Genomic DNA, 15533 nt, shown 5'->3' on the forward strand with positions numbered 1-15533 from the left:
AATGAATTTAACCCTTGAGCAGTTCCTCAGCCACTTTGTCCTGCAACCGCCGCTGCACGTGCCGAAAAGCGCCATCAGCGGACGCCGTGCGGCGGTGCTGGTGCCGGTGATCGACGGCGCAGAACCTGGCTTGCTGCTCACGCGCCGCTCATCGCACCTGCGTAAACACGCCGGGCAAGTCGCCTTTCCCGGCGGCATGCAGGATGCCACTGACACCTCGCTGATCCACACCGCACTGCGTGAAGCGCAGGAAGAAGTGGGGATTCAGCCGGAACAGGTGCAGATCATCGGCGTTCTGCCGCCGGTGACCAGCAGCACCGGTTTCGCCGTTACGCCGGTAGTTGGCATTATTCCGGCTGATTTTGCTTTGCAGCTCAATCCGGACGAAGTGGAAAGCGCCTTTGCCATGCCGCTGGCGGAAGCATTGCGTTTGAGCCGCTACAGCGATCTCACCTTGCGCCGTGGTCATCGCCAACATCAGGTTTGGTTATCCTGGTACGAGGATTATTTTATCTGGGGCATGACCGCCGGGATTATTCGTGCGCTCGGTCAACAAATCGCCCTGCCGTAAATCGCCTAATGCTTGCCAGTTAAAATATCTTTTTGCTTTAGATCTGATGCGAGCTCTGGCAAAGGTGCCCTTTTCAGCAGCACACACTGAAGCTTCGGAGCAGGCCGGGGCCCTTTTGGGCCGGCAATCCGCAGCGCTGAACGTTAGCCTTTCGCCGGGAAAACCGATCCGCTTCACAACTGTACAAACGGATAACTATTTCTGGGGTTTATAATTAGTTTATTTCATGCGAAAAGCTGCTCGTTATACGGCATGGGCGATTACTATTAGCCGCATAAACGGCTTATGCCGTGCAGAATAAGATTTGTGAGGAGTGTCACCGGTGATTAGTGTTTTTGACATGTTTAAAGTGGGCATCGGCCCATCCAGTTCACATACCGTCGGCCCGATGAAAGCGGGCAAGCAGTTTGTTGATCTGCTGGCCGAACAAGGCAAATTGCAGGACGTGACGCGCGTGGCGGTTGACGTCTATGGTTCGCTGTCGCTCACGGGCAAAGGTCACCACACTGATATCGCGATTATCATGGGCCTGGCGGGCTTCGAACCGGCCACCGTCGATATCGATGGCATTCCCGCGTTCATCAAAGATGTGGAGCAGCGCGAACGTCTGCTGTTAGCCAACGGCGCGCGTGAAGTGGATTTTCCACGTGAAGGCGGCATGGTATTCCGCAGCGAAAACCTGTCGCTGCATGAAAACGGCATGACGGTATTTGCCTTCGCGGGCGATCTGCTGATTCTAAGCAAAACCTACTACTCCATCGGCGGCGGTTTCATCGTCGATGAAGAGCATTTCGGCCAACCGGTGTTGAACGAAGTTTCTGTGCCGTGGCCTTTCCACTCTGCTAAAGAGCTGCTCAGCCACTGTCGCGAAAGTGGGCTGTCGCTGTCCGGTTTGGTGATGAAAAACGAACTGGCGCTGCATACTCGCGACGAGATTTATGCCTATTTTGGCAACGTGTGGCAAACCATGCAGGCCTGTATCGATCGTGGTCTGAATACCGAAGGCGTGCTGCCGGGTCCGTTGCGCGTACCTCGTCGTGCGGCTTCACTGCGCCGTCTGCTGGTGTCATCCTCAAAGCACTCGAAAGATCCGATGGATGTGATCGACTGGGTGAATATGTTTGCGCTGGCAGTGAATGAAGAGAACGCGGCCGGCGGTCGTGTAGTGACGGCGCCAACAAACGGCGCCTGCGGCATCGTGCCTGCAGTGCTGGCCTATTACGATCACTTTATCGAACCCGTTACGCCGGACATCTTTATCCGCTACTTCCTCTCTTCTGGTGCCATTGGCGTGCTGTATAAAATGAACGCCTCTATTTCGGGTGCCGAAGTGGGCTGTCAGGGCGAAGTGGGCGTGGCGTGTTCCATGGCGGCCGCTGGTCTGGCGGAACTGCTGGGCGGCAGCCCGGAACAGGTATGCGTGGCGGCGGAAATCGGCATGGAACACAATCTGGGATTAACCTGCGATCCGGTCGCTGGCCAGGTTCAGGTGCCGTGCATTGAGCGTAACGCCATCGCTTCCGTAAAAGCCATTAACTCCGCGCGCATGGCGCTGCGCCGCACCAGTGAACCACGCGTGTCGCTGGATAAAGTGATTGAGACCATGTACGAAACCGGTAAGGACATGAACGCCAAATACCGTGAAACTTCACGCGGCGGATTGGCGATTAAGGTCCAGTGCGACTAACGCTTCGCTGGTGATTTAAACAACAGTTGAATATTTTTATTCATCTGTTGCTACCTCCAACTGAGTAAACCAGATACATTGATTTCGAGCGCGGCCCTTAGTGGCCGCGCTTTTTTTAGTGCCGTATTTTTTATTCAGCCGCGCTAAACCTGGCCGCCTCAATGCCGATAACCTACACGTTAATTTGGCTTCAATCTTTGTTTTGCAAGGTGGTTACTGATGCTCATTCCCCAGCAATTTGTGGGTCAATTTCGCCGTAAGCGACTGCTTATCGCGTTAGTGATCGCCTCGCTGGTTCTGGTCCTGACGCTGACTTTTCGTTATATCGAAGAGAAATCGCGCATTGAGCAGCAGTCACTGAATTTCGCTACCCGCGCGATTGAACGCTTTGATCGTATGTTCTCGCCGCTGGACGTTTCCGCCAACAACACGCTCGGCCTGGTTGGCGTACCTTGCGCACAAGTGCGCTATCCGCTGATTGAGAAAATTGCCGCGCTGCAAACCGTGCGCACCGTGCTGCTGGTGCAGGACGACACGCTCTACTGCTCCAGCATTTTCGGCCCGCAAAATCTCTCCTTCAGCCAAACCTATCCTGAATTAGCCATCAATAATCAGCGCATGATGTTAGCCGCCGACAGTGATCTGTTGAAAGGATCGCCGGTACTGTTGCTGTGGACGCCAAAATCGCTGGATAACCGCGAAGGTCTGTTGCAAGTCATTAATATTGAATTGATGACCAATTATCTGCTGGAGCCGCAGTTGCCGTGGGTTGAGCGCGCCATCTTCAACGTGGGTGGTCAGAGCCTTGAATACGGTAATCCGCTGATTGAACAAACTGAACCCTCTGAAGATGAAGTGGCTTACGATCAGGCGTCGCTGCGTTATCCGTTCAGCATCACCTTGTATGGCCCTTCTCCCGCCCGGCTGGCGCTCAACACGTTGCCTTCACAGCTGCCGCTGGCGCTGATGCTAAGCCTGCTAATGGGTTACATCGTCTGGTTGGCGACCGCCAATCGCATGAGCCTCAGCTGGCAGATCAGTTATGGCATCACCGCTAACGAATTTATGGTTTATTGCCAGCCGCTGATTAACGCCAAAAGCGGCGAATGTGACGGCATGGAGCTGCTGCTGCGCTGGCATAACCAGCGTCAGGGCTGGATTGCGCCGGACGTGTTTATTCCGCTGGCCGAACGGCAAAATCTGATCGCGCCGTTAACCCGATTCGTGCTGGCGAAAGTGGTGGATGAGCTGCCGAATCTGCCGCAATGTCCGTCATTCCACATTGCGATTAACGTCGCTGCCAGCCATTTTCGCGATCGCGCCATTGTGGAAGATCTGCAAAATATCTGGTGGCCGGCCAATCCCATTCCAAAACTGGTGGTTGAGCTGACGGAGCGTGATGCTCTGCCCATCATCGATCAATCGGTGGTGTCGCAGCTGCATGAGATTGGCGTGCGTCTGGCGATTGATGATTTTGGTACCGGCCACAGTTCGCTGGCTTATCTGAAAGACCTCAAACCGGACGTGCTTAAAATCGATAAGATTTTCACTGCCGCCATTGGTACCGATGCGATTAACGCTACCGTCACCGATATGGTGATTTCGCTGGCGCAGCGCCTGAATATTTCGCTGGTGGCGGAAGGTGTGGAAACTGCCGAGCAGGCGCATTATCTGCGTGAGCGCGGCGTCGACCATCTGCAAGGCTATCTCTACGCGCGCCCGATGCCGATTGAAGATTTCCCGCAATGGCTGGAGCAGCATCAGGCGCAGCTTAGCGCATAAAAAAACGGCCACTCCTTTTGGGATGGCCGTTTTTGTTTACTTCAGTGCGATTACTTACTCGGCGTGTTCTTCGTCATCGAATGGCTTATCTTTGGTGACGCGCACCAGGTCGATACGGTAATCCGTCGCCTCAATCACCTGGAAATGCAGCGGCGGCAAATCAATCACTTCGCCCGGCAGCGGCAGCTGACCTTTCTGTGCAATCAACAAACCGGCTAGCGAGGCGTGATGTTCATCGGCTTTCACCAACTCGTGATGATCCAGCAGCTGTTGCAGCGAGTGTAAATCGGTCCCGCCCTTCACTAACCAACCGTCACCATCGGCAATGATATCTGGCGTTTCGTCTTCATCCGGGAACTCACCGGCAATCGCTTCCAGCACGTCCAGCGGCGTGATTAAGCCCTGCACCACACCAAATTCGTTGGTGACAATTACAAAGCTACCTTTAGCACGGCGCAGCACGCCCAGCAGATTGATTGGGTCCAGGGTTTCCGGAACCACTATCGCCGGCGTGTTAGCCGCAAAGGTCGCCACATCCATGCCGTGTTCCAGCGCCACCAGCAGCTCTTTGGCACGCACCACGCCGATGATTTCATCCAGCTCACCGCGACATACCGGGAACAAACTGTGTGGCGTATCCAGCAGCTGAATACGAATTTCATCCAGCGGACGCGAAACATCCACCCACGAAATGTTACCGCGCGGCGTCATGATGCTACGGATTGAACGCTGCGATAACGTCAATACGCCGTTGATCATGTAGCGCTCTTCGTCCTTAAACGCTTCCTGCGGCATCGCTTCGGTCAATGAGGTTTCTTCAGTTGTCGTCGCTTGCTTACGCTGGCGTCCACCCATCAAACGCAGAATCGCTTCGGCGGTGCGTTCACGCATCGGGCGATGTTCCTGATGCTTAATAAAGTTACGGCGCGCAATCTGGTTAAATAGCTCGATGATGATCGAGAAGCCGATCGCGGCGTACAGGTAACCTTTGGGAATGTGGAAACCAAAACCTTCGGCCACCAGCGACAAACCAATCATCAGCAGGAAGCTCAGACACAGCACCACCACCGTTGGGTGTTCATTCACAAAACGCGTCAGCGGTTTCGAGGCCAGCAGCATGACGCCCATGGCGATCACCACGGCGGTCATCATCACCGGCAGATGGTTTACCATACCGACCGCGGTAATCACCGCGTCGAGTGAGAACACCGCATCCAGCACCACAATCTGAATCACCACCGCCCAGAAACTGGCGTAGCTCTTATTGCCCTGATGTTCGAGCCCGCGGTTCTCAAGCCGCTCATGCAGTTCCATGGTTCCCTTGAATAACAGGAACAAACCACCAAACAACAGAATTAAATCTCGTCCGGAAAAGCTGAAATCGCCTACGCTGAATAGGGGCCGCGTCAGCGTCACGATCCAGGAGATCAGCGACAGCAAGCCAAGACGCATCACCAGGGCGAGCGACAATCCGATTAGACGGGCTTTATCGCGCTGCTTCGGCGGCAATTTGTCCGCGAGGATGGCGATAAACACCAGGTTATCAATGCCGAGAACAATTTCCAGCACGATCAGCGTGAGCAAACCCGCCCAAATTGAGGGGTCGAAGAGAAATTCCATCAATGACTCCTTACCGGACGTGAAGGCGCACGAAATTGAGTCTGCACCAGAGGGCGAGACGAGAGATCGTTACAGGCGGTGATAACGCTGAAGAGCGTGGAAGCGGGCGCGTTAAAGCGCTGAGAACATGTTGAGCGACGTCGGTGACGGTCCATAAAGGTGAGCTGAAGCCCGGTACTCCTGAATAAAAAACAGAACGCTAATGTATCAGTTACATCAACGACGTCAAAAAAATTTATTACATTTACAAATATCTACGTTAACGCAGGAATATCGAACAAAAGTGCACATTAGCGCCGTTACGCGCGAAATAGCTGACAAACATCACATAATTTATTTTTTCGATCACTAAAATAAATCGCGACCTTATCGCTGTGCAGCGGATTGTTGCGTTTTATTTATTGATGCTTTTTCTCTATCACATCATTAACGATCCACCTGAAACACTAACGGTAATTTTCAATGATTCCCGGCAATGCCAGAGAATCTCTCACGCGAACGGAGGTAGCAAGTGACCATTGCTATTGTAATTGGTACACATGGCTGGGCGGCAGAACAGTTGCTTAAAACAGCAGAGATGCTGTTGGGTGAGCAGGAAAATGTCGGATGGATTGATTTCGTTCCCGGCGAAAATGCAGAAACGCTAATCGAAAAGTATCAGGCACGGCTGGCCGATCTCGACACGTCAAAGGGCGTGTTGTTCCTGGTCGATACCTGGGGTGGCAGTCCATTTAATGCGGCCAGCCGCATTGTGGTGGATAAGGATGGCTATGATGTCATCGCTGGCGTCAACATCCCGATGCTGGTGGAAACCTTGATGGGACGTGATGACAACCCATCGCTGGAAGAACTGATTCACATCGCGGTAGAGGCCGGTCGTGAAGGCGTTAAAGCCCTCAAAACTGAAACGCCAGCGCAAGCCGCAGCTGCGCCTGCTCCGGTTGCAGCGAAAGCGCCTGCTCAGCCGCAAAAACCAATGGCTGCAGGCGATCACATGAAAATCGGCCTGGCGCGTATTGATGACCGCTTGATTCACGGGCAAGTGGCCACGCGCTGGACCAAAGAGACCAACGTTACCCGCATCATCGTGGTATCTGATGAAGTGGCGAACGACCATGTGCGCAAAACGCTGCTGACGCAGGTGGCCCCGCCGGGCGTTACCGCGCACGTGGTGGATATCGATAAGATGGTTCGCGTGTGGAACAACCCGAAATATGGCAATGACAAGGTGATGCTGCTGTTCACCAATCCTACCGATGTGGTGAGGATTGTCGAGCAAGGCGTGGACATTAAGTCGGTCAATATTGGCGGCATGGCGTTCCGTCAGGGCAAAACGCAGGTGAACAACGCGGTATCGGTGGATGAAAAAGATATCACGGCGTTCCGCAAACTTAATGAGCGCGGTATCGAACTGGAAGTACGTAAAGTGTCCAGCGATCAGCGACTGAAAATGATGGACCTGATCGCCAAGGTCAATCCGTAGTTCGCCCTTTGCCTGCATACGTGGGCGAATTTTAGAGACCTTGCAGAGGAGAAATGCAATGGAGATAACCACGCTACAAATCATTTTGATATTTATTGTGGCCTGTATTGCCGGGATGGGATCGATTCTTGATGAGTTCCAGTTCCACCGTCCGCTGGTGGCTTGTACCTTAATTGGTGCGGTCCTCGGTGATATGAAAACCGGTATCATCATCGGCGGTACGCTGGAGATGATTGCACTGGGCTGGATGAACATCGGTGCGGCCGTTGCACCGGATGCGGCGCTGGCTTCGATTATCTCAACCATTCTGGTTATTGCCGGTGGTCAAAGCGTGGGCGCCGGAATCGCGCTGGCGATTCCGCTGGCTGCGGCCGGTCAGGTTCTGACCATCATCGTGCGTACCATCACCGTGGCCTTCCAGCACGCCGCCGATAAGGCAGCCGAGAAGGGTAACCTGACGGCGATCAGCTGGATCCACGTATCCGCGCTGGTACTGCAGGCGATGCGTATTGCCATCCCAGCACTGATCGTGGCGATTTCTGTCGGTACTCACGTGGTTCAGGAACTGCTGAACTCAATTCCAGACGTGGTCACCAACGGCCTGAACATCGCCGGCGGCATGATCGTGGTGGTGGGTTACGCGATGGTCATCAACATGATGCGCGCGGGCTACCTGATGCCGTTCTTCTACCTTGGCTTCGTTACTGCAGCCTTCACCAACTTTAACCTGGTTGCGCTTGGCGTGATTGGCGTGGTGATGGCGGTGCTGTATATCCAGCTGGCACCGAAATATAACCGCGTTGCAGGTGCTGCAACCAGCGGTCCTGCAAACAATGACCTCGATAACGAACTCGACTAGGAACAGGTGAAATCATGGTTGATACAACTAACACTCCAAAGAAACTCACCCCCGGCGATGTCCGCGGTGTGTTCCTGCGCTCTAACCTGTTTCAGGGTTCGTGGAACTTTGAACGTATGCAGGCGCTGGGTTTTTGCTACTCAATGGTGCCGGTGATTCGTCGCCTCTATCCAGAAAACAACGACGAACGTAAACAGGCGATTAAACGTCACCTCGAGTTCTTCAACACCCATCCTTACGTAGCGGCGCCGGTGCTGGGCGTTACCATGGCAATGGAAGAGCAGCGTGCCAACGGTGCGCCAATTGATGATGCAGCGATTAACGGCATCAAAGTGGGTCTGATGGGTCCGCTGGCTGGTGTAGGTGACCCGATTTTCTGGGGTACCGTGCGTCCGGTGTTTGCTGCGCTGGGTGCCGGTATCGCGATGAGCGGTAGCCTGCTGGGTCCATTGCTGTTCTTCATCCTGTTTAACGCTGTGCGTCTGTTAACGCGTTATTACGGTGTGGCTTATGGCTACCGTAAAGGCGTGGATATCGTCAGCGATATGGGCGGCGGTTTCCTGCAGAAACTGACGGAGGGCGCGTCGATTCTCGGCCTCTTTGTCATGGGGGCCTTGGTTAATAAGTGGACGCATGTGAATGTGCCGCTGGTGGTGTCGCGCATCACCGACCAAACTGGTAAAACCACGGTTACTACGGTGCAATCGATCCTCGATCAGCTGATGCCAGGCCTGATTCCGCTACTGCTGACTTTTGGCTGTATGTGGCTGTTGCGTCGTAAGGTGAATGCGTTGTGGATTATCGTCGGCTTCTTCGCCCTCGGTATCTTCGGTTACTGGATCGGCCTGCTCGGTCTGTAATCATCCCGCCGGGAGTCCTGCTCCCGGCTATTTTCGAGCGGCATTACCTGAGCGCCCACGTTGAGGTAATTTCGATTGAGGAAGAACACCTAATGTCACTGACTGACGCCCTGATCGCCCTGTTGATTGCAGGCTTCATTCTGTTCGCCATCTATGATGAAGCGATTCTGCCGCGCCGCAATGGCCCTACCAAACTGCGCGTCGCACTGCGCCGTCGCCATAAAATCGATAGCGCCATTTTTGTGGTGCTGCTGCTGATTCTGCTGTGGAACAACATTGATAAACATGGCACACAACTCACCACCAATTTGTTGATGGTGCTGTGCTTTATGGCGATTTGGCTATTCTGGGTGCGCAGCCCGAAGCTGTTGATGAAGGAAAATGGACTGTTTTTTGGCAGCGTGTGGATCGACTACGGTCGCATTCAGAGTATGAATCTGTCTGAAGACGGCATTCTGGTGATGCAGCTGGAGCAGCGCCGCCTGCTGATTGCCGTCAAACAGCTTGATGACCTGGAACGAATCTACAATACGCTGGTTGAAGCGCGTTAATCGCGCTGCCATAACGTCAGCATGAAGTCGGCATCACAGTTAAACTCGCTGGATGCCGCCAGGTTCTGCCACACTTCTTCGCGCGCGCGCCAGGCAAATGGCGTCATCTGCAATAAGCTCACCGCCTCACTTCCGCTCAACGTCATGCTGTAAGTCAGGTTTTGTTGATCGACCTGCTTAAAGCCGGCATACACCTTCTCTTCCGCCGCGTGCAGCTGCACTTCGCGATAAATCAGCGCCTTGAATTGCTGCAAGTGATGCGGTCCCGGCGTCACCGTTAGCAGGTAGCCACCTGCTTTAATTACGCGGCTCAGCTCATCTTCATTGCAGGGCGCATAGATGCGCACCACGCCATCCAGAGAAGCATCGGCAAAAGGTAAACGCTGGCTGGACGCCACGCAAAATTTCACCTCGCGATAACGTTTTGCTGCCATGCGAATCGCCGCTTTCGCTACATCCAGCCCAAAGAGTTGCGCCTGCGGTAACGCATCGGCCATCGCCGCAGTGTAATAACCTTCTCCACATCCGATATCTAACAGCTGCGCACCTTGCTCACTCAGATGCTGCGCGAGGATCCCGGCGACACCCTCTTGCAACGGCTGATAGTGTCCGGCATCGAGAAAGGCGCGTCGTGCCTGCAGCATCTCGGCGCTATCACCCGGTTCGCGCGAACCTTTGTGCTGCACCGGCAGTAAATTGACGTACCCTTCTTTCGCCTGATCAAACTGATGACCTGCATCACAGCGGAAGCTATTGGCCTGCTGCAATAAAGGCTGATGACAAAGTGGGCAAATCAAAGACATAGATAACTCCGGGTTAGCAATTCGCGGCGCAGTTTACCCTGATCATCTGGCTACAGAAAGAATAAAAGAAAAAGCCCCGTTCAGTGAACGGGGCTTTAGGATTCGTTTCAGTGGTGCATGGCACCGAGCCTGAGGGCGAAATCAGATTGGGGTAACGTTGACCGCAGCAGGACCTTTCTGGCCATCCTGGATTTCGAACTCAACGCTTTGGCCTTCAGCCAGAGTTTTAAAACCATTGCCCTGGATTGCAGAGAAGTGTACGAACACATCTTTGCTACCATCAGCAGGAGTAATAAAACCAAAACCTTTAGACTCGTTGAACCACTTAACCTGACCTTTAATCTTTGCCATTTCGCAAATTTCCTTTCAATGATTATATTGCCCGCAGGCAGACTTACAGATAAACCAGAGACATTACTGAATGAGGCACTAATTTAAGGTTCGGCAAGGAAGCGGTATTCAACGTCAACGTCTTTACTCGTAACTTCTTTACTGAAGATGCCATACATAAACAGAACTGTACCTCGTTTGACCTACGATTTGTTATCACATATCCGTAAATTAATGGCAAGCCATTTTTAAACGGTGATCGACGTGACGCACATAATTAGTTAATTAACGCGGCACTTCATCAATCAACATATTGACACCCAACGCGCAAGGTGCGCGAAAAAGGGTTATCAGTCAGTATAGTTAGCGCTAAATCGCCGCTTAGTCAAGCGCAGCGGTAATGTCTAAATCGGTACAAATTTAAGGGGTTAACACTACGACAAAAATATTGCACTAATATGGCATCAATAAAATATTCCACTGAAAAGTTCGCTCGCTACACAACAACTGCGTGCTGTTCAAATCTTGTACAAATAATTTTATCGGGTATAAGTTCGTAATTGATTTGCACCAAAATCAGGAGAAGCCAATAATATGCGCCCCATATAAACGCATTAACATTACGTGGCATTTATCTCAATTTTAACTATCTACCCAACAATTAAATGTTAAAAAAACATTCAAGAGGTTGATTTAACAAAAACTCATTAGGATAAATCTTAGTTGATATTCATTCGGGCAGGGATGGTTGCTATTCATACCTGGCTTAAAAGGGAATTTACTAGAAGCCATTATCCCGCCACGCACCATTTTAGTGCGCAGCGGTTGCCATAACGGCGATCATTTCACCCCTTCCTACGGCTTAACGTTCCGGGATCATCCGAATAAAATCGCGTTTTTCATCCTCGTCTTCATCTGCGGGTACTTTTGCTGTGGATGGCTGTGCGTCAACCAGACGACGCAGGAGCGCATTCTGTTTCTTTTGCTCTTCGATAACGGCTTCCAGCAAACGGATCTGCTCACTGGCGCGCACGCTAGCCCGGTTAACAAAGAACCAGACAATAAAGGCCACAAGAATGATGATGGCCAGAACGCCATAGTTAAACAGCGGGCTGGTGTTTGCGGCTAATTCGTTCATAACTGCCTCTGTAGTCAAAAATCAAACATCTACTCCGCCGCTGATTCTACTCGTTGCCGACGCAAAAGATAATGGGTAGCGACGGAAAGCAGATTATCCCGCATCTCCTCTCTTTCAGTTATCTCTGATCGATTCGATGGCTAAAGCGCGGCATGCTGCTACAGTAGATTCGCAGCAACGTTGGACGCGCTGCGTTGTGTATCACAAGGAGAAAAGATGAAACTACTTATTCGGACGATTATGCTGGTGGCATTAATTTGGTTAGCGATGCTGCTAACCGGCTATGGCGTACTCACCGGCAGCAATAAGAATGCGGCGGGATTGGGGCTGCAATGCAGCTATCTGACCGCACGCGGAATGATTACGGCACAGTATCTGCACACAGACAGCGGTATCGTCGGCGTAACGGATTGTCCACTGCTGAAGAAAAGTGGCGAAGTGGTCGACAATTAAGCATTGAAACGGGCTGTTGCCAGCCCGTTTTTCATTTCAGAAAGGATAGTCGTGGTAGCCCATTTGTTCGGACAGATTGCGCGCCGCACGGTGCAGCATCGCCACATACTCATTTTTGGCTTCTTCGGAAAAACGAATGGTGGGGAACGAGATGCTTAGCCCCGCAATCACCACGCCAAAACGGTCAAATACCGGCACCGCGATGCAACGTAAGCCCTCTTCCTGCTCTTCATTATCTTCGCCAAATCCCTGTACTTTTACCTGATCCAACACCGCTAGCAACGCTTCTGCAGTAACAATGGTTTTCGCGGTACTGCGGCGGAATTCCACTTCGCTCAGGATCTCCTGCACTTCAGCGCGATCGCGCCATGCCAGCAGCACTTTACCAATCGCGGTGGTGTGCAGTGGATTGCGGCGGCCGATGCGCGAATACATACGCAGGTTATAAAGAGAATCGATTTTATGGATGTAGACGATGCTGTCTTCTTCCAGCGCGCCGAGGTGAATGGTTTCTTTAGTCAGACGCGACAGCTCACGCATCTCAATATCGGCGCTACGAATCAGATCGACGTTCTGCAACGCTTTGGCGCCGAGTTCGAACAGCTTGAGCGTCAGCGAGTATTTCTCACTTTCCCCTTCCTGCGCCACATAGCCGAGCGATTTCATGGTCTGTAGAAAGCGATAGACGGTGCTTTTCGACATCATCACACGCTGGGACAATTCGGTGATACCGTGATCGCGCTCTTCGCCCAGCGCCTGCAGAATGCCAAACACTTTCATCACTGATGAAACCGAGTCTGGCTGTTTATCATTATCGCTGCTCGCCATGGCGCGTATCCTTTTTTGACAGTGTTTCAAAAAAAACGGAACAGAAACGCCAGTATATGCGTTTCAGCCTGATGGCGGCAACGACTGACGCTAAGTGACACATTCACACGTAATTTTATGTAAATGAATACGGTGCTTTTCAGCAGCGAATTGATTAGCATGATGATATTCACTCTCTTTACTTACTTTACTTATGCCTTCTACTGTTGCACAGGATGGATTACCCCTTCCACAGCGCTATGGCGCGATCATCACCATTGCGCTCGGTATTATGATGGCGGTGCTGGATGGAGCTATCGCCAACGTGGCCTTACCAACCATTGCGCGTGAATTGAATGCCAGCCCAGCCGAATCGATCTGGATTGTTAACGCCTACCAAATCGCCATCGTTATTTCGCTGCTGTCGCTGTCGTTTCTCGGCGATATGCTCGGCTACCGCCGCGTCTATCAGGTTGGACTCGCGCTGTTTATCGCTACCTCCCTGTTTTGCGCCCTCTCCTCATCGTTGAATACGCTGACCGTGGCGCGTGTGCTGCAAGGCTTTGGTGGTGCCGCGTTGATGAGCGTGAACACGGCGCTGATCCGCATCATCTATCCGCAGCGCTTCCTCGGGCGCGGTATGGCGATCAATTCGCTGATTGTTGCGGTCTCCAGCGCGGCCGGTCCAACCGTAGCGGCGGCGATCCTGTCTGTTGCCAGCTGGAAATGGCTGTTTCTGATCAACATTCCACTCGGCATCGTTGCGCTGTGGCTGGCGTTGCGTTTCCTGCCGGATAACACCCAGAAAGCCAAACAACAGAAATTCGACGTGCCAAGCGCCGTGATGAATGCGCTGTTCTTTGGCCTGCTCATATCTGCACTGAGCGGTTTCTCGCAGGGACAAAACGGCTGGCTGATTGTGGCCGAACTGGTGGCATTGGTATTGGTTGGCATCGTGTTTGTCCGTCGCCAGTTGGCGATGCCAGTGCCGTTGCTGCCGGTGGATTTGCTGCGCATTCCGATCTTTTCGCTGTCGATTGGCACCTCAATTTGCTCGTTCTGCGCGCAGATGCTGGCGATGGTGGCGTTGCCGTTCTTCCTGCAAAACGTGCTGGGCCGGGATGAAGTGGCAACCGGTTTGCTGCTCACGCCGTGGCCGCTGGCAACCATGGTGATGGCACCGATTGCGGGTCGCCTGATCGAGAAGTTCCATGCCGGATTACTGGGTGGATTGGGATTAGCGATGTTCGCCGCCGGTCTGTTCCTGCTGGCGCTATTGCCGAATCAGCCAACTGACGTGGATATCATCTGGCGCATGATGCTGTGCGGTGCCGGTTTTGGCCTGTTCCAGTCGCCCAACAATCACACCATCATCACCGCAGCACCACGTAATCGCAGCGGTGGCGCCAGCGGAATGCTGGGCACCGCGCGTCTGGTGGGACAAAGCAGCGGCGCGGCGCTGGTGGCGCTGATGTTTAATCTGTTCAACGACAGCGGCACACACGCGTCTCTGCTGTTAGCGGGCAGCTTTGCCAGCGTCGCCGCTGTGGTAAGCCTGGCACGCATGACGCAGTCACGGCAGGCTGCCGAATCCTAGAAACAGCAAGGGCGCCATCTGGCGCCCTTTTTTCTGTCAATCACCGACTACTTCAGATATTCACCGCTACGCAGCGCTTCGATACGTTTATCGAGCGGCGGATGCGACATGAACAGCTCGCTCAACGATTTGTTTTTACCGTTGATACAGAACGCCATCATGCTGCTTGGCTCCTGCGGCTCGTAGCTGGTTTTCAGACGCTGCAGTGCGGCAATCATCTTCTCGCGTCCAACCAGTTTGGCAGAACCCGCATCGGCGTGGAATTCACGGTGACGTGAGAACCACATGGTAATGATGCTGGCAAGGAAACCGAACAGCAGTTCCAGCACCATAGAGACTGCGAAATACACCATCGGGTTTCCGTTGCTGCTCTCTTCACCGTCGCGGTTACCCGACAGGAAGCCGGATGCGATCTGCGCCAGAATACGCGAGATAAAGATGACAAAGGTGTTCACCACACCCTGAATCAGCGTCATGGTGATCATGTCACCGTTGGCGATATGGGCGATTTCGTGCGCCAGCACCGCTTCAGCTTCATCACGGCTCATGTTTTGCAACAGGCCGGTGGAAACAGCGACCAGCGACGCGTCACGGCGTGCGCCTGTCGCAAAGGCGTTAATGTCCGGCGCGTGATAAATCGCCACCTGCGGCATCGCAATGCCAGCCTGTTGTGCCTGGCGGCCGACGGTTTCCATCAGCCAGCGTTCCGTCTCATTACGCGGTTGTTCAATGACCTCACCGCCAACGGATCGTAACGCCATCCATTTGGACATCAGCAGTGAAACAAACGCACCGCCAAAGCCAAACAGACCTGCCATAATCATCAGACCCATAACACTGCTTGACTGGATTCCTGTCAGACTCAAAATCAGTCCGAATACCAACATCACCGCCAGGTTGGTGAGCAGGAAAAGAGCAATACGCATCATAAACGTTAATCTTCCTCAGTTGTGCACGCGCTTATGCGCGGATATCTATCCTATGGTCATCGC

General features: G+C 53.0%; 16 protein-coding genes. 9 read left to right on the forward strand and 7 right to left on the reverse strand.

What is annotated here, in order from left to right:
- Window position 1 precedes the first annotated feature (1 nt).
- The 3 genes from K5Y32_RS06670 to K5Y32_RS06680 all read left to right on the forward strand — a co-directional run bounded on the left by K5Y32_RS06670 (window position 2) and on the right by K5Y32_RS06680 (window position 4040).
- The gene (locus tag K5Y32_RS06670; RefSeq protein ID WP_222182314.1) at window positions 2–571 is read left to right on the forward strand and encodes a CoA pyrophosphatase; all 570 of its coding nucleotides are present in this window, start codon (window positions 2–4) and stop codon (window positions 569–571) included.
- A gap of 322 nt (window positions 572–893) precedes the next feature.
- Complete coding sequence (locus K5Y32_RS06675; protein WP_101764191.1) at window positions 894–2258, forward strand: L-serine ammonia-lyase; 1365 nt, start codon at window positions 894–896, stop codon at window positions 2256–2258.
- A gap of 219 nt (window positions 2259–2477) precedes the next feature.
- On the forward strand, window positions 2478–4040 hold the full coding sequence (locus K5Y32_RS06680; protein ID WP_222182316.1) for an EAL domain-containing protein: 1563 nt from the start codon (window positions 2478–2480) through the stop codon (window positions 4038–4040).
- A 54-nt stretch (window positions 4041–4094) separates the two neighbouring features.
- Here K5Y32_RS06680 and K5Y32_RS06685 read toward each other — a convergent pair whose 3' ends face one another.
- Window positions 4095–5660, reverse strand: a complete 1566-nt coding sequence (locus tag K5Y32_RS06685; protein WP_222182318.1) for a TerC family protein — start codon at window positions 5658–5660, stop codon at window positions 4095–4097.
- A gap of 511 nt (window positions 5661–6171) precedes the next feature.
- On the opposite strand from K5Y32_RS06685, the gene manX reads away from it, so the two are divergent.
- The 4 genes from manX to K5Y32_RS06705 all read left to right on the forward strand — a co-directional run bounded on the left by manX (window position 6172) and on the right by K5Y32_RS06705 (window position 9413).
- A complete protein-coding gene (manX, locus tag K5Y32_RS06690) occupies window positions 6172–7143 on the forward strand; it encodes a PTS mannose transporter subunit IIAB (protein ID WP_222182319.1) in 972 nt (323 codons plus the stop codon).
- Between the two features lie 58 nt (window positions 7144–7201).
- Window positions 7202–8002: a PTS mannose/fructose/sorbose transporter subunit IIC gene (locus tag K5Y32_RS06695; RefSeq protein ID WP_064738889.1), complete on the forward strand. Its 801-nt coding sequence runs from the start codon at window positions 7202–7204 to the stop codon at window positions 8000–8002.
- A 14-nt stretch (window positions 8003–8016) separates the two neighbouring features.
- Window positions 8017–8862: a PTS mannose transporter subunit IID gene (locus K5Y32_RS06700; RefSeq protein WP_008110411.1), complete on the forward strand. Its 846-nt coding sequence runs from the start codon at window positions 8017–8019 to the stop codon at window positions 8860–8862.
- A gap of 92 nt (window positions 8863–8954) precedes the next feature.
- Window positions 8955–9413 (forward strand): DUF986 family protein, encoded by a 459-nt coding sequence (locus K5Y32_RS06705; protein ID WP_110866290.1) that lies wholly within the window; start codon window positions 8955–8957, stop codon window positions 9411–9413.
- Here K5Y32_RS06705 and rlmA read toward each other — a convergent pair.
- From rlmA to K5Y32_RS06725, 4 genes are all read right to left on the reverse strand, one after another.
- Complete coding sequence (gene rlmA / locus K5Y32_RS06710) at window positions 9410–10216, reverse strand: 23S rRNA (guanine(745)-N(1))-methyltransferase (RefSeq protein ID WP_222182321.1); 807 nt, start codon at window positions 10214–10216, stop codon at window positions 9410–9412. The two genes, K5Y32_RS06705 and rlmA, sit on opposite strands and share 4 nt — an antisense overlap.
- Window positions 10217–10357: 141 nt before the next feature.
- Window positions 10358–10567, reverse strand: coding sequence for a transcription antiterminator/RNA stability regulator CspE (cspE, locus tag K5Y32_RS06715; RefSeq protein ID WP_008110414.1), 210 nt, complete (start codon window positions 10565–10567; stop codon window positions 10358–10360).
- 83 nt (window positions 10568–10650) lie between these two features.
- The gene (locus K5Y32_RS06720; protein WP_110866451.1) at window positions 10651–10725 is read right to left on the reverse strand and encodes a DUF2627 domain-containing protein; all 75 of its coding nucleotides are present in this window, start codon (window positions 10723–10725) and stop codon (window positions 10651–10653) included.
- Between the two features lie 683 nt (window positions 10726–11408).
- Complete coding sequence (locus K5Y32_RS06725; RefSeq protein WP_222182322.1) at window positions 11409–11684, reverse strand: YebO family protein; 276 nt, start codon at window positions 11682–11684, stop codon at window positions 11409–11411.
- 216 nt (window positions 11685–11900) lie between these two features.
- Between K5Y32_RS06725 and K5Y32_RS06730 the strand changes: the two genes are divergently transcribed.
- The gene (locus K5Y32_RS06730; RefSeq protein ID WP_008110416.1) at window positions 11901–12137 is read left to right on the forward strand and encodes a YobH family protein; all 237 of its coding nucleotides are present in this window, start codon (window positions 11901–11903) and stop codon (window positions 12135–12137) included.
- A 36-nt stretch (window positions 12138–12173) separates the two neighbouring features.
- Here K5Y32_RS06730 and kdgR read toward each other — a convergent pair whose 3' ends face one another.
- Window positions 12174–12965: a DNA-binding transcriptional regulator KdgR gene (gene kdgR / locus K5Y32_RS06735; protein ID WP_176972779.1), complete on the reverse strand. Its 792-nt coding sequence runs from the start codon at window positions 12963–12965 to the stop codon at window positions 12174–12176.
- A 193-nt stretch (window positions 12966–13158) separates the two neighbouring features.
- On the opposite strand from kdgR, the gene K5Y32_RS06740 reads away from it, so the two are divergent.
- Complete coding sequence (locus K5Y32_RS06740; RefSeq protein WP_222182323.1) at window positions 13159–14541, forward strand: MFS transporter; 1383 nt, start codon at window positions 13159–13161, stop codon at window positions 14539–14541.
- A gap of 47 nt (window positions 14542–14588) precedes the next feature.
- Here K5Y32_RS06740 and htpX read toward each other — a convergent pair whose 3' ends face one another.
- Entirely contained in the window at window positions 14589–15470 is an 882-nt protein-coding gene (htpX, locus tag K5Y32_RS06745; RefSeq protein ID WP_176972781.1) for a protease HtpX, read from the reverse strand.
- Window positions 15471–15533: the final 63 nt, after the last annotated feature.

The sequence above is a fragment of the Pantoea sp. DY-15 genome (assembly GCF_019795935.1).
Taxonomy (GTDB): Bacteria; Pseudomonadota; Gammaproteobacteria; order Enterobacterales; family Enterobacteriaceae; genus Pantoea; species Pantoea leporis.

Bases quoted from the DNA above. Each gene is read 5' to 3' on its own strand.
- K5Y32_RS06670 (WP_222182314.1), top strand. From the start codon at position 2: ATGAATTTAACCCTTGAGCAGTTCCTCAGCCACTTTGTCCTGCAACCG.
- K5Y32_RS06680 (WP_222182316.1), top strand. From the start codon at position 2,478: ATGCTCATTCCCCAGCAATTTGTGGGTCAATTTCGCCGTAAGCGACTG.
- K5Y32_RS06685 (WP_222182318.1), bottom strand. From the start codon at position 5,660: ATGGAATTTCTCTTCGACCCCTCAATTTGGGCGGGTTTGCTCACGCTG.
- K5Y32_RS06695 (WP_064738889.1), top strand. From the start codon at position 7,202: ATGGAGATAACCACGCTACAAATCATTTTGATATTTATTGTGGCCTGT.
- K5Y32_RS06700 (WP_008110411.1), top strand. From the start codon at position 8,017: ATGGTTGATACAACTAACACTCCAAAGAAACTCACCCCCGGCGATGTC.
- K5Y32_RS06705 (WP_110866290.1), top strand. From the start codon at position 8,955: ATGTCACTGACTGACGCCCTGATCGCCCTGTTGATTGCAGGCTTCATT.
- rlmA (WP_222182321.1), bottom strand. From the start codon at position 10,216: ATGTCTTTGATTTGCCCACTTTGTCATCAGCCTTTATTGCAGCAGGCC.
- cspE (WP_008110414.1), bottom strand. From the start codon at position 10,567: ATGGCAAAGATTAAAGGTCAGGTTAAGTGGTTCAACGAGTCTAAAGGT.
- K5Y32_RS06725 (WP_222182322.1), bottom strand. From the start codon at position 11,684: ATGAACGAATTAGCCGCAAACACCAGCCCGCTGTTTAACTATGGCGTT.
- K5Y32_RS06730 (WP_008110416.1), top strand. From the start codon at position 11,901: ATGAAACTACTTATTCGGACGATTATGCTGGTGGCATTAATTTGGTTA.
- kdgR (WP_176972779.1), bottom strand. From the start codon at position 12,965: ATGGCGAGCAGCGATAATGATAAACAGCCAGACTCGGTTTCATCAGTG.
- K5Y32_RS06740 (WP_222182323.1), top strand. From the start codon at position 13,159: ATGCCTTCTACTGTTGCACAGGATGGATTACCCCTTCCACAGCGCTAT.
- htpX (WP_176972781.1), bottom strand. From the start codon at position 15,470: ATGATGCGTATTGCTCTTTTCCTGCTCACCAACCTGGCGGTGATGTTG.